At 61.2% G+C, this 12,839-nt stretch carries 13 protein-coding genes and 1 riboswitch; of the genes, 10 read left to right on the top strand and 3 right to left on the bottom strand.

Annotated elements, in window-relative coordinates; genetic code table 11:
• Positions 1 to 111: 111 nt before the first annotated feature.
• The 3 genes from RBR25_RS02315 to RBR25_RS02305 all read right to left on the bottom strand — a co-directional run bounded on the left by RBR25_RS02315 (position 112) and on the right by RBR25_RS02305 (position 2,758).
• Positions 112 to 558: a hypothetical protein gene (locus RBR25_RS02315; protein WP_432817910.1), complete on the bottom strand. Its 447-nt coding sequence runs from the start codon at positions 556 to 558 to the stop codon at positions 112 to 114.
• 139 nt (positions 559 to 697) lie between these two features.
• On the bottom strand, positions 698 to 1,819 hold the full coding sequence (gene metX, locus RBR25_RS02310) for a homoserine O-acetyltransferase MetX (RefSeq protein ID WP_432817994.1): 1,122 nt from the start codon (positions 1,817 to 1,819) through the stop codon (positions 698 to 700).
• A gap of 96 nt (positions 1,820 to 1,915) precedes the next feature.
• Positions 1,916 to 2,048, bottom strand: a riboswitch (SAM riboswitch).
• A 266-nt stretch (positions 2,049 to 2,314) separates the two neighbouring features.
• Positions 2,315 to 2,758, bottom strand: coding sequence for an RrF2 family transcriptional regulator (locus RBR25_RS02305; protein ID WP_432817909.1), 444 nt, complete (start codon positions 2,756 to 2,758; stop codon positions 2,315 to 2,317).
• A 170-nt stretch (positions 2,759 to 2,928) separates the two neighbouring features.
• Here RBR25_RS02305 and gluQRS point away from each other — a divergent pair, with 170 nt between their 5' ends.
• The 10 genes from gluQRS (at position 2,929) to hisG (ending at position 12,802) form a co-directional block, all read left to right on the top strand.
• Positions 2,929 to 3,864, top strand: coding sequence for a tRNA glutamyl-Q(34) synthetase GluQRS (gene gluQRS, locus RBR25_RS02300; protein ID WP_432817993.1), 936 nt, complete (start codon positions 2,929 to 2,931; stop codon positions 3,862 to 3,864).
• Entirely contained in the window at positions 3,852 to 5,066 is a 1,215-nt protein-coding gene (locus RBR25_RS02295; protein ID WP_432817908.1) for an MFS transporter, read from the top strand. The genes gluQRS and RBR25_RS02295 overlap by 13 nt, the downstream gene beginning before the upstream one ends.
• A 54-nt stretch (positions 5,067 to 5,120) precedes the next feature.
• Positions 5,121 to 5,918 (top strand): hypothetical protein, encoded by a 798-nt coding sequence (locus RBR25_RS02290; protein WP_432817907.1) that lies wholly within the window; start codon positions 5,121 to 5,123, stop codon positions 5,916 to 5,918.
• 443 nt (positions 5,919 to 6,361) lie between these two features.
• The gene (gene rho / locus RBR25_RS02285) at positions 6,362 to 7,609 is read left to right on the top strand and encodes a transcription termination factor Rho (protein WP_432817906.1); all 1,248 of its coding nucleotides are present in this window, start codon (positions 6,362 to 6,364) and stop codon (positions 7,607 to 7,609) included.
• A 135-nt stretch (positions 7,610 to 7,744) separates the two neighbouring features.
• Entirely contained in the window at positions 7,745 to 7,954 is a 210-nt protein-coding gene (gene rpmE, locus RBR25_RS02280; RefSeq protein WP_432817905.1) for a 50S ribosomal protein L31, read from the top strand.
• A 141-nt stretch (positions 7,955 to 8,095) separates the two neighbouring features.
• Positions 8,096 to 8,785, top strand: a complete 690-nt coding sequence (thyX, locus tag RBR25_RS02275; RefSeq protein WP_432817992.1) for an FAD-dependent thymidylate synthase — start codon at positions 8,096 to 8,098, stop codon at positions 8,783 to 8,785.
• A gap of 65 nt (positions 8,786 to 8,850) precedes the next feature.
• Positions 8,851 to 9,918 carry a peptide chain release factor 1 gene (prfA, locus tag RBR25_RS02270; RefSeq protein ID WP_432817904.1) on the top strand — a complete coding sequence of 356 codons (1,068 nt, stop codon included), beginning with the start codon at positions 8,851 to 8,853 and terminating at the stop codon, positions 9,916 to 9,918.
• Between the two features lie 2 nt (positions 9,919 to 9,920).
• On the top strand, positions 9,921 to 10,811 hold the full coding sequence (gene prmC, locus RBR25_RS02265; protein ID WP_432817903.1) for a peptide chain release factor N(5)-glutamine methyltransferase: 891 nt from the start codon (positions 9,921 to 9,923) through the stop codon (positions 10,809 to 10,811).
• Entirely contained in the window at positions 10,804 to 12,057 is a 1,254-nt protein-coding gene (gene murA, locus RBR25_RS02260; RefSeq protein WP_432817902.1) for a UDP-N-acetylglucosamine 1-carboxyvinyltransferase, read from the top strand. The genes prmC and murA overlap by 8 nt, the downstream gene beginning before the upstream one ends.
• Positions 12,058 to 12,139: 82 nt before the next feature.
• The gene (hisG, locus tag RBR25_RS02255; RefSeq protein ID WP_432817901.1) at positions 12,140 to 12,802 is read left to right on the top strand and encodes an ATP phosphoribosyltransferase; all 663 of its coding nucleotides are present in this window, start codon (positions 12,140 to 12,142) and stop codon (positions 12,800 to 12,802) included.
• The last annotated feature ends 37 nt before the right edge of the window (positions 12,803 to 12,839 follow it).

Here is a 12,839-nt window from a genome sequence, read left to right as displayed (position 1 = left end):
CGCTCACGTGGCGGTGGAAGTTCTGGAGGGGAGAAAAACCCTAGAAAGAAACCGAGGCGCTGCAGCAGGCATTGCCGGGGAAATGCGCAGATTGCGAAGAAGGGATTATTTTCAGTTGGGGCCGAGGGTGGGAACCAGAGAGGCCGTTGCCGTCCGCTCCGGTGTGTAACGCCGGTAGGAGCCGGTGACTTCTTCCTGAATGCGGGTCGACTCCTTGATCTGGCGCAGGATTTCGAGAAAGGCGTGGCGCTCCCAGTCGCCGCCGTCGAGATTAATGCGCTGGGGGTTCTTCTTGGTGGTCATGGCTCGATTGCGCCCCTCGGTCACCAGAAGCAGCCAGGCATCGGCGATTCCCTGGTCGATGATCGTCTCGGGACGAAGCCGGTCCTTATCGACCAGCAGAATCCGCGCGGCAAAGAGTTCAGCCACCCGACGGATCACCGGGCCGTGGGCGACGAGAACTTCGGCGGTGCGGCGCGCCTCGGTGGTATCGACAAAGAGCGCCACCTTGGCGCAACCAAAGCGTTCGTAATCAACCAGAGCCTGAGCCTGAAGCATCCCGTCACCTCCCTGTAAAATCCCGCCCGCGCCGCAAGACTCCATGCTATCGCGATATTTCCCCGGCGCAAGCCGCGCTCGCCATTTTCCCACCGTAAAAAAAACGGGAACTCCCCGTTCCGGCAACGGAAAATACGTCTCAGGCGAGGGACTGGAGAAACTCGACAACTTTGGGGGTGAATTTTTCCGGCTCGACGAGGAAGGAATCGTGGCCGTAATCGGAATTGATGAGGTGATAGGCAACCGGTTTGCCGAGTTTTTTCAGCGCCGTCACCACCTCCTCGGTCTGGACGGGGGTGTAAAGCCAGTCAGAGGTGAAGGCAAACCACAGGGAGGGACAACGCAACTGGTCGAGGGCTTCTTCCAGGCTCTTGAAATCCCAGGCCACGTCGTAAAGATCGAGAGCCTTGGCCAAATAAAGGAAGGAGTTGGTGTCGAACCGGTCGACAAAGCTGGCGCCGTTATAATCGAGGTAACGCTCAATCTCGAACTGGCCGAAAAAATCGAACTGACCGTGGCGGGCGGAAAAACGCCGACCGAACTTGAGCTGCATGGAAGTATCGGAAAGAAAGGAGATATGCCCCACCGCCCGCGCCAGAGCGAGACCGTCGGCGGGGGGATGCTCGGGCTTGTAACTCCCCTTCTTCCACAGAGGATCGTTGAAGATCGCCTGCCGCGCCAGGGCGTTCAAGGCGATGGCCATGGGCGAGGTGCGACCGGTGCCGGCGATGGGGATAATCGAACGGACCATCCCGGGGTAGAGAATACTCCATTCCAGAGCCTGCATGGCCCCCATGCTGCCGCCGATGACAGTAAGCAACGAGTCGATGCCGAGCCGGTCGAGGAGCAGTTTCTGGGCACGAACCATATCGCGTACCATGAGTACGGGAAAGGTCAGATTATAGGGTTTGCCGGTGCGGGGGTTGATGCTGGTCGGACCGGTCGAGCCTTTGCAGGATCCGATGACGTTGGAACAGAGGACGAAATAGCGGTCGGTGTCGAGAACCTTGCCGGGACCGATCATATCGTCCCACCAGCCCGGCTTGCGGTCGTCCGGAGAATTTTTCCCGGCGGCATGGGCGTCGCCGGTCCAGGCGTGCGCCACTAGGACGGCGTTGGAGCGATCGGCGTTGAGCTCGCCGTAGGTTTCGTAGGCGATGGTCAACGGACCGAGCAACCGGCCGCTCTCCAGTCGCAGTTCGACATCGAACTCGGCGAACTGGGTTGTCACGATGCCCACGGAATCCTTCAATGCCACCATCCCGGCGGAAGTCCGCCCCATGGAAAGGGAAAAAGCCCCTACCGAAATGACGGGAAGGGGCCTTTACATGCGGAATCTCGCACTTCTTTGGCTCCGTCCCCATCTTTCCCGCCTGCGCGATGCTTCGGCGGGAAGGATTTAGCACCTGCCACCCGCCTTTGCATCAGCTTCGGCGAATCGGTTGCTGTGGCTTCGCAGGGCCTTCTCCCTCCACCACTCTCGATAAAGACGTCGTGCTATGCACGTGTTGGGAAGAACTCTAATAAAAAAACCGGCCCCTTGTCAAACGGAATCCGGCCGCAAGACCGGTTTGACTCACACTCCTCGGAAGCGTATAATACTATCAAAAGATGATTAGGGGCCGCTGGACGCAGCCGCCCCATTTGCCCTGGGTGACTTACCCTCCTGGTCTCCAGGGTTTTTTTTGCGAAAAACGGCCGCCTTTCCTTGTTCGGAGGGGCGGCCGTTCAATGTTTTTTGGGGAACAGAGGGAAGTTATATCTTTTGCGCTTTTTTCAGATTTTCCAGATTGCACAGTTCTTGCTGGGCCAAATGGGCAAAATTGTAACGCTTTAGAATGGCCGTCATCTCATCGCGCACCTCTTTCCAGGCACCATGCACCGGACAGAAGGGGGTGCGCCCGCAAAGGTTACCGTCGGAGAGGCACTCGTTGAGATAGAGAGGCCCTTCCTGGGCGACCACAACATCGAAGAGCGTCACTTCGACGGGATCTTTGCGCAGATAAAAACCGCCCCCCACGCCCCGCTGCGACCCGACAATGCCCTCCTTGATGAGCGGTTGCAATATCTTGGTGAGAAAAGCGGGAGTGATATTCTGGTGACTGCAGATATCTTTTTTATAGACGATTTCCCCGCGTGGCTGGCGAGCCAGGTAGAGCAGGGCGCGAATGGCGTATTCCGTTGCGCGGGTAATAATCACGGGGCCTCCGATAGCTAACTTAGTTTGTTAGAGTAACCTTACTGCATCAGCTTTGTCAACATTAAAGACCGGGGATGTCCGATTCATGAATGCCGCTTCAGACAACCTTGACAGCCCGACAGGGGTCGGGCATGATCCCTCCATCCCCGACCACATCCCGGATTCGCGCCATGCCCCCTGCTCCATCCGCCACAACTCCCGTCGGCCGTTTCGCGCCAAGTCCCACCGGCCCTCTGCACTTCGGCTCGCTCCTCACCGCCGTGGGCAGTTACTGCCTGGCCCACCAGGCGGGGGGAAGCTGGCTGCTGCGCATCGAAGACCTGGATCCCCCGCGGGTCGTCCCCGGCGCCGCCGATCTGATCCTGCGAACCCTCGACACCCTGGCGCTGCACTGGGACGGTGAGGTTCTCTATCAGAGCCGGCGATCGGCCCGTTATGCCGAAGCCCTAGCGATTCTGGAACAAAAGGGCCTGATTTACGGCTGCGCCTGCTCCCGCAAGGAGATTCTGGCCAGCGCGCCCCATCCCGGTGAGGAAGGCCCGATCTACCCTGGCCACTGCCGCGCCGGGCTGGCTCCCGGACGCTCCCCCCGGGCCTGGCGTCTGCGTGTTCCGCCCCGCTCCATCATCCTGACGGACGGTGTCCGCGGCCGGATCATCCAGCATCTGGCCGAAGACGTGGGGGATTTTGTCATCCGCCGGGCTGATGGACTCTTCGCCTACCAACTGGCGGTGGTGGTGGATGATGCCGACAGCGGCGTCACCCAGGTCGTGCGGGGGCAGGATCTGCTGACCTCGACACCGCGCCAGATCTATCTTCAGGAATGCCTCGGCTTCCCCCATCCCGACTATATCCATCTTCCCCTGGCCCTGGCCGACGACGGCGAAAAAATCAGCAAGCGCCACGGGGCCGTCGCCGTCAGCCGAGAAGGAGGTGGCAGACTGATCGCCGCGGCCCTGCGTTTTCTCGGCCAGCCCTTCCCTGAGGAGTGGGCAGATGCCCCGGCGGCGGACGTGCTGCGCTGGGGAGTCGCCCACTTCAACCTGAGTCGGGTACCGAAAACATCGCAACCGCTCCCGGAAAGCGTGCGGGCATGCCTCTTCTGACCTCGAATCTTTGCAAACCTTCACGCAAATGGCGGATCTTCGCAATCCTGGCGAGCTTCTACATCGTCGCCTATTTCTACCGGGTATCGGCGGCGGTTATCGCCGAGGATCTGCAGCGGGATCTCGGCCTCAGCAGCGAACAGCTCGGGAACGTTTCCTCGGCCCTCTTCTACGCCTTCGCCTTCACCCAGCTTCCCCTCGGTCCGACCCTCGACCGCTACGGATCCCGGCGCGTCATTTTCATCCTGGGGTTGATCACCGCCCTCGGCGCCGTGCTTCTGGCCGGGGCGCACGGATACTTCGGGGCGCTGATCGGGCGGGCGCTGATCGGCCTGGGCACCGCCTGCGTACTCATGGGTTCGCTGAAAATCTACACCGCCTGGTTCGAACCGCGTCAGTTCGCCACTCTCGCCGGGGCGCAGATCGCCCTCGGCAACATCGGCAATCTGCTGGCCACGGCCCCCCTTGCCTGGGCCGCCGCCACCTTCGGCTGGCGTTCAACCTTCATGGCGGCAGCCCTCCTCACAACCCTCTTTGCCCTGGCGGTACTGATGATCGTTCGGGATACTCCCGAGCCAAGCATCGGAAACTCCCGAACGCCGCTCTTCTCCGGCTGGGGCACACTGGTGCGCACCCCCTCCTTCTGGCTGCTGGGGCTGCTCGCTTTCTTCTGGTACGGCGGCTATATGGCGGTCCAGGGTCTGTGGGGCGCGCCTTACCTGATCCGGGAATTGGGGCAGACCCCCGGCGAAGCAGCCCACCTGCTGTTCTTTACCGCCGTCGGCTTCATTCTCGGCTGTCCCTTGGCCGGACGTCTCTCCGACCGGCTGCTGGCCTCGCGCAAAAAGGTGCTGCTGGCCGGACAACTGGGCCTGCTTCTGCTGCTGGGCCTCTTTTGCGGCCCCCTGGCCCGTCTTCCTGAGGCCCTGCTTCCGTGCGTCTTCTTCCTTTTCGGCCTCTGCGTTTCGACCGGTCCGATCCTTTACGCCCAGACCAAGGAACTCTTTCCCGGCCCCCTGGCGGCCACGGCCATGACCTCGATAAATTTTTTCGTCGTTATCGGCGCGGCGTTGACCCAGCAGATCATGGGATATATCATGCGGGACCAGGACGATTTTCAGCGGGCTTTCGCCTTCCCGACCCTGGGGCTGACCCTGGCCTGGCTCGGCTACCTCTTCTGCCGGGACACCCGTCCCCGTTAGCCTCCCGACCCGCTCCGAAAAAAACGCGCAGATGAAGAACCGCAAGGAGGAAAAATGATGTCTAGATGGTTATCAATCGCAATGGTTGCGGTACTGCTGGCTGGCTGCGGCGGAAAATCCTTTACCGTCCCCAAAGCCGAATACCGGGAGAAGGTCCGAACCCTGGGAGTGCTGCCACTGATGGTCGACGAGGGCTCGACCATCAGCCATCCCGATCGGGAAACGCTGATCGGCCTGCTGCATCAGTATAACGCTTCGACCCGCGACCTGCTGATCAGCCTGCTCAAGGAAGACAAACAGTATTTCGATGTCCGGGCGATTGCCGGCGATCCCCGGGAGATGTTCGGCCGTCTGGTGATCGGCCAGAATCCTCGGGGTCGGGGAGACGAGGAGCACATCGGATACGTCTTCAATGCCGCGGAAATCGCTCCGCTGATCGAAAGGAATGTGGTCGACGCCATTCTGGTGGTGATCTTCAACGGCGTCGACCGCGATGAGAAACGCTGGGACCGCACCAAACTGACCTATCTGCGGGCCGATTACAACGTCATCCTCGCCAGCGCCATGGTTCTGACGGCGGACGGCCAAGTGCTCTGGGAATTCCACGGCAAGCCCGGCGAGAGCTTTCTGCCCCTCCAGTACCCGGATTTCGACGAAGCCCATTACAACAAGACCGAAGAGGTAAAAATCCGCTACATCTCCCTGGCCGGACTGGAACGCACCCTGGCGGAACGCGCCGACGGCATGTTCAGCAGCGCCTCGGGTCCGTTGCCCTACCACAGGCTCTACGAACAGCTGGCAGCGGAGCTCGACCCGGGGATGATCAATCCCCTGCGCAACCAGCCCAAGTAGCCCCTTTCCGTTCCAAGCTCCGGGAAAGGTCCGTTTTCACCGAAAAAACGGACCTTTCCCGGAACAAACGTATTGACAGTTCCCACCCGATGGTTGTAAATAGCTTCAGCAGCTTTTTCATCCCTCCCGCTGCTCGGCCCATCCAACCAGTTCGAAACGATTCCACATACAGTTCAGCCCTTGCCATCGATTGCCCCTTGACGCAGATCCTTATCGTTTTTTTGCCCGGCGTGACAACCCTTGCGTTTTCTCTACATCCGGCACGCGCCGCCCGACAAAGGCTTATCCTACCAATCCACGCCTGAAACCGTGCTTCCATCACTACCCGCCCCCGAAGATCGACCTGCCGGATTCCGCCAGGGTCGCCACCCCTCCATCCGGACCCGCGCGAACGCGGCAGGCTCGGTGGATCGCCATCTGACGGAGCCCTCCGAGGAGACCCCATGAACCTGAAGGAACTAAAAGAGAAAAAAGCCACGGAAGTGGCCGGCATCGCCAAGGATCTGAAGATCGAAGGCGCGGCGGGGATGCGGAAGCAGGATCTCATTTTCGCCATTCTCAACGCCACGGCGGAGAAAAACGGAGCCATCTTCGGCGAAGGGGTGCTGGAAATTCTCCCCGACGGTTTCGGTTTTTTGCGCGCGCCCGACGCCAACTACCTGCCGGGTCCCGACGACATCTACGTCTCCCCTTCGCAGATCCGCCGCTTCAACCTGCGCACCGGCGACACGGTTTCGGGGCAGATTCGTCCGCCCAAGGAAGGTGAGCGCTACTTCGCCCTGCTCAAGGTCTCCGAGGTCAATTTTGAAAACCCGGCGGTGGCCCGGGAAAAAACCCTTTTCGACAACCTGACCCCGCTCTATCCGGAGAAACGCCTGATCTTGGAGACGACCACGGACAACCTGCCGATGCGCGTCGTCGACCTCGCCACCCCTATCGGCAAGGGTCAACGCGGCCTGATCGTGGCACCACCGCGCACCGGAAAGACGATGCTGTTGCAGAACATCGCCAACTCCATCACCACCAACCATCCGGAAGTCTATCTGATCGTCCTGCTCATCGACGAGCGCCCGGAAGAGGTTACCGACATGCAGCGCAGCGTCCAGGGGGAAGTGATCTCCTCAACCTTCGACGAGCCGGCGACCCGTCATGTCCAAGTGGCGGAGATGGTCATCGAGAAGGCCAAACGCCTGGTCGAGCATAAACGCGACGTGGTCATCCTCCTCGACTCCATCACCCGCCTGGCGCGGGCCTACAACACCGTGGTACCGCCTTCCGGAAAGATCCTCTCCGGCGGCGTCGATTCCAACGCCCTGCACAAGCCCAAGCGCTTCTTCGGAGCGGCGCGCAATATCGAGGAAGGCGGAAGTCTGACCATCATCGCCACCGCCCTGGTCGATACCGGCAGCAAGATGGACGAGGTCATCTTCGAGGAGTTCAAGGGGACCGGCAACATGGAACTGGTTCTCGACCGGCGCCTGGTCGACAAACGCACCTTTCCGGCCATCGACATCAACAAGTCGGGCACGCGCCGCGAGGAACTGCTGGTCGACCGCACCAGTCTCCAGCGCACCTGGCTGCTGCGCAAGGTGTTGACCTCTATGAATGTGGTGGACAGCATGGAATTTATTTTGGAAAAGCTCGGCGAAACCAAGAGCAACCAGGAATTCCTCGACTCCATGAACCAGTAGCCCCCTCCCCATCTTGCCGGCAGTAAGTGTTCCGACAAAAAACTTGCAATCTGCTGCCAAGGGTGCTAAATAGGTAAACTTCGTTTTTACCCCAGCATATCCGCCTGTACTAGCCAGGCGCCAAGGAGACGATTCATGAAAAAAGGTATCCACCCCAAATACGAGAAAGTCACGGTCACCTGCCATTGCGGCAACACCTTTGAAACCCGGTCGACCAAGAAGGGCGGCGAGATCGTCACCGAGATCTGCTCCCAATGCCACCCCTTCTTTACCGGCAAGCAGAAGCTGGTCGACACCGCCGGTCGCATCGAGCGCTTCCGCAAGAAATACGGCCAGGGAAAATAGACTTCCCCAGACGGCCCCCGGGCCGTCTCTTTTTTTGATGTTCCGCGTTCGTGGCCATCCGCTGTGCCCGCCGCATCTGTGGGTGCGTGCGGGTTTCTGTGTTTTACCGTCGCCAGTTGAAGGTTGTCGCGCCCCATGGCTTTGCTGGTCCAGTTGCTGACTCACACACCCGACCCCGAAAAGGTGGTGGCCGCCGCCGCCCGGCTCTGCTATTCATCCGCCTCCATCGACAGCCTGCTGGAGCAGGGAGCGAAGGAACGAGAGGCTTTTCTTGCCAAAATTCTCTCCCTGGGGCACCTCTCGGTCCTCGAACATGTCACCTTCACCTTCGGCATCGAAGGGATCAGCCGGGCCTGCTCCCATCAGTTGGTTCGCCACCGGATCGCTTCCTACTCCCAGCAGAGCCAGCGCTACGTCTCCCTCAAGGATCGTCTGGAGGCGGTCGTTCCGGCGAGCATCGCCGACCGGCCGGAACTGGCGGCGCGTTTCCAGGGACTGCTCGACGAAGCGCGGCAGGTCTATGGCGAACTGCTCGAAGCCGGCATTCCCGCCGAAGATGCCCGCTTCGTGCTCCCCAACGCCACCGAAACCAAACTGGTCATGACCATGAACGCCCGGGAACTGCTCCATTTTTTTAGCCTGCGCTGCTGCCGAAGAGCACAGTGGGAAATCCGCGCCCTGGCGACGGAAATGCTGTTCGCGGCGCGACGAGCGGCGCCGGCGCTCTTTGTCGATGCCGGCCCCGGTTGTCTGCGCGGCGCCTGCCCTGAAGGCGCCATGACCTGCGGCGAGGCTACGGCGGTCCGCCGGGAATTTCAGAATTTATCGTAGGGGCGCTGCTTGCCGCGCCCAGGGCAAGTTGTAAATCTACCCCCTACCGGAATTTGTAATCGTCTATGTTTACCAAGCTCGAAGAAGTTGTTGACCGGTTTCGTGAAATCGAAGGATTGATGTCCGATCCGGCGCTCATCGCCAACCAGGAAAAGTTCCGGGCTCTGACCAAGGAGCACGCCGAACTCGCCGAGGTGGTTGAGACCTATGGCCGGTACTGCAAGGTCTGCGAGGAGATCGAAGGCAACCGCGAACTCCTCAAGGAGAATGACGAGGAGCTGCGCGCCCTGGCCAAGGCCGAACTCCCCGACCTGGAAGCCCGCAAAGAGGATCTCGCCCAAGAGCTCAAGGTGCTGCTGCTGCCCAAGGATCCCAACGACGGCCGGAACATCATTCTTGAAGTCCGGGCCGGCACCGGCGGCGACGAAGCGGCCCTCTTCGCCGGCGACCTCTTTCGCATGTACAGCCGCTACGCCGAAGGACGGCGCTGGAAGGTGGAGATCATGAGCTCCACGGAATCGGAAGCCGGGGGCGTCAAGGAGATCATCGCCCTAATCAGCGGCGAGAAGGTCTACTCGCGGCTCAAGTTCGAAAGCGGCACCCATCGGGTACAACGAGTTCCCGAAACCGAGGCCCAGGGGCGGATTCACACCTCAGCCTGCACCGTCGCGGTTCTCCCCGAGGCGGACGACGTCGATGTCGATATCAACCCGTCCGATCTGCGCATCGATGTCTACCGCGCCTCCGGCGCCGGGGGGCAGCACGTCAACAAGACCGAATCGGCGGTGCGCATCACCCACCTGCCGACGGGCGTGGTCGTCTCCTGCCAGGACGAAAAGTCCCAGCACAAGAACAAGGCCAAGGCGATGAAGGTCTTGCAGTCGAAAATCCTTGATGCCCGGGTCGCCGAACAGCAGGCCGCCCAAGCCGCTGACCGCAAGAGCCAGGTCGGCAGCGGCGACCGCAGCGAGCGCATCCGCACCTACAATTTTCCCCAGGGGCGCTGCACCGACCACCGCATCGGCCTGACCCTATACAAGCTCGACGCCATCATGCAGGGGGATCTGGACGAAGTCATCGACGCCCTGACCACCCACAGCCAAGCCGAGGCCATGTCCGGCCGGGAGGTCTGAGTTTGGCCGAGACCTGGACAGTCCTCAAGGTGCTGCGCTGGACCGCCGACTACTTTCGGGAAAAAGGGATCGACGGCGGCCGCCTCGACGCCGAGGTGCTCCTCGCCGACACCCTTGGGCTGGATCGTGTCGGGCTTTATCTTCAGTTCGACCGGCCCCTGTCCGCCGACGAATTAACGGCCTACCGGCAACGGGTGACACGGCGCGCCCAACGGGAACCTCTCCAGTACATCCTCGGCGAAACCGAGTTCTGGTCCCTGCCCCTGCGGGTCACCCCCGAGGTGCTGATTCCCCGAGCCGACACCGAAGTGCTGGTGGAAGAGGCCCTGAAAAAAATGACGGGTACCGTGACGATTCTTGATGTCGGCACCGGCAGCGGCGCCATCGCCATCGCTCTGGCCCATGAGCTGCCGGAAGCGCGGATCGAGGCGGTGGATATTTCCCCGGCGGCCCTGGCCTTGGCCGAAGAGAACGCCCGCCGGAACGGCGTCGCCGAACGGATAACCTTCCGCCAGGCCGACCTCCACCGGTTGGCGGGTGGCCCTTACGATCTGGTGGTCGCCAATCCACCCTACATTCCACCGGCAGAGATGGACGGGCTCATGCCCGAGGTGCGGGAGCACGAACCCCATCTCGCCCTGCGCGGCGGCGATGTCGACGGCCTGGCCGCCTACCGGGCATTGGCAAAGGCCTCCGCAAACCTACTCAAAACCAACGGCTGGCTGCTGGTCGAGGTCGGTAGCGGACAGGCCGAAGCGGTGCGGCGGCTTTTCACCGACACCGGACTGGATGAATGCTACGCGCGGGACGATTACGCCGGGATCCCCCGGGTGATCGGCGGCCGCAGGCGGCAGAAGACGGATTCATCAACCACGAGGGGATGTCTTGGATAAACTGATCATCAGGGGGGGGCGCAGGCTGGCCGGAGAGGTGACGGTGAGCGGTTCGAAAAACGCCGCGCTGCCGATCCTCTTCGCGACGATTCTCGCCCCCGGGCGGCACGAAATCCGCAACGTTCCGGCGCTACGCGACATCAACACCAGCATCCGCCTGCTTGAAACCCTCGGGGCGCACGTGGAGGGGCGTAGCGGCACGATAGGGGTGGACACGACCGGCATAGACCAGGTCGAGGCGACCTACGACCTGGTCAAGACGATGCGTGCCTCGGTTCTGGTTCTCGGCCCCCTGCTGGCGCGCTTCGGCCGCTCGCGGGTCTCTCTCCCCGGTGGCTGCGCTATCGGCGCCCGGCCGATCGACCAGCACCTCAAGGGGCTGGCGGCGATGGGAGCGGAAATCCGCCTCTCCCACGGCTACGTCGAGGCCGAGGCCAAATGCCTGCAAGGAACGCGTATCCATTTCGATCTTTCCACCGTCGGCGGCACCGAGCACATGCTGATGACGGCGGCCACCGCCAAGGGGGAGACCATTCTGGAAAACGCCGCCCGCGAGCCGGAAATCGCCGAACTGGCCGAAGTGCTCAACGGCATGGGCGCCAGGATCGAGGGAGCGGGGACCGATACCATCCGCATCCTCGGCGTGGAACAGCTCACGCCCATGAATCACCGGGTCATGCCCGATCGTATCGAAGCCGGCACCTTCATGATCGCCGCGGCGATCACCGCTGGGGACATACGCATCCGCGACATGCGCCTGGAACATCTGGATGCCCTGACCTTCAAACTGCAGGACGCCGGCGTCGAGGTGTTCAGCCGCAGCCACGCGGTGCAGGTGCGCGCCCCGGAGCGGATCCGGCCGGTCAACATCAAGACCCGCCCCTACCCCGGCTTTCCCACCGACATGCAGGCCCAGTTCATGGCCCTGATGTGCCTGGCCGACGGGGCCAGTGTCATCAGCGAAAACATCTTCGAAAACCGCTTCATGCACGTAGCGGAATTGCTGCGTTTCGGCGCCGATATCGTCATCGAAGGAAATTCGGCGACGGTCAAGGGGGTCCGCCGGCTCTCCGGCGCCCCGGTCATGGCGACCGATCTGCGCGCCAGCGCCTCGCTGGTACTAGCCGGCCTGGCCGCCGACAACACCACGGAAATCTCCCGCATCTACCACCTCGACCGCGGCTACGAACGCATCGAGGATAAGCTCAAGGGCCTGGGCGCCGATATCGAGAGGGTCAAGGAATAAAACGGCATAAACAGTGATCAGTGATTGGTGATCGGTTTAAAACTGAACACTAATCACCAGTCACTCGTCACGGGGTTTAAACATGAGTGATTACATTACCTTCGCCCTACCCAAGGGGCGGATCATGCAGGATTCGATGGAGCTTTTCGCGCGGATCGGCATCACCTGCCCGGAAATGGAAACGGGGAGTCGCAAGCTGGTCTTCGAGAATCCGGAGAGCAAATTCCGCTTCATAGCGGTGCGCGCAACCGACGTGCCGACCTACGTGGAATACGGCTGCGCCGACATCGGTGTGGTCGGCAAAGACACCCTGATGGAACAGGGTAAAGATCTTTACGAGCCCCTCGACCTCAAATTCGGCTATTGCCGGATGGTGGTGGCCGAGCCCAAGGCGCTGCGCCAGGAGGAAGATCCGGCCAACTGGTCGAACATCCGGGTAGCGACCAAATACCCCAATGTTACCGAACGCTATTTCGCCGCCAAGGGGATTCAGGTCGAGCTCATCAAGCTCTACGGTTCCATCGAACTGGCGCCTTTGGTCGGGCTTTCCGAGCGCATCGTCGATCTCGTCTCCACCGGCGCGACCTTGCGGGAAAACGGCATGGTCGAAGTCGAGACCATCGCCGAAATCACCACCCGGCTGATCGTCAACCGCGCCAGCCTCAAGACCAAGCATCAACGCATCACCAAAATCATCGAAGATCTGGAACAGATCATCGGCGATGAAGTGAGGCTTTCGAAATAAAGCGGTTCGACTTCAGCCTTCAGTCTTTAGCCTTTTT

The sequence above is a fragment of the Trichloromonas sp. genome (assembly GCF_034006665.1).
In the GTDB taxonomy this organism is placed as follows: domain Bacteria; phylum Desulfobacterota; class Desulfuromonadia; order Desulfuromonadales; family Trichloromonadaceae; genus Trichloromonas.
The sequence above is the reverse complement of the archived record's forward strand: the minus strand, read 5'-3'. Positions and strand labels throughout refer to the sequence as shown.

Coding starts and splice junctions, on each gene's coding strand:
- RBR25_RS02315 (WP_432817910.1), bottom strand. CDS start 558: ATGCTTCAGGCTCAGGCTCTGGTTGATTACGAACGCTTTGGTTGCGCC.
- metX (WP_432817994.1), bottom strand. CDS start 1,819: ATGGTGGCATTGAAGGATTCCGTGGGCATCGTGACAACCCAGTTCGCC.
- gluQRS (WP_432817993.1), top strand. CDS start 2,929: ATGCCCCCTGCTCCATCCGCCACAACTCCCGTCGGCCGTTTCGCGCCA.
- RBR25_RS02295 (WP_432817908.1), top strand. CDS start 3,852: ATGCCTCTTCTGACCTCGAATCTTTGCAAACCTTCACGCAAATGGCGG.
- RBR25_RS02290 (WP_432817907.1), top strand. CDS start 5,121: ATGATGTCTAGATGGTTATCAATCGCAATGGTTGCGGTACTGCTGGCT.
- rho (WP_432817906.1), top strand. CDS start 6,362: ATGAACCTGAAGGAACTAAAAGAGAAAAAAGCCACGGAAGTGGCCGGC.
- rpmE (WP_432817905.1), top strand. CDS start 7,745: ATGAAAAAAGGTATCCACCCCAAATACGAGAAAGTCACGGTCACCTGC.
- prfA (WP_432817904.1), top strand. CDS start 8,851: ATGTTTACCAAGCTCGAAGAAGTTGTTGACCGGTTTCGTGAAATCGAA.
- hisG (WP_432817901.1), top strand. CDS start 12,140: ATGAGTGATTACATTACCTTCGCCCTACCCAAGGGGCGGATCATGCAG.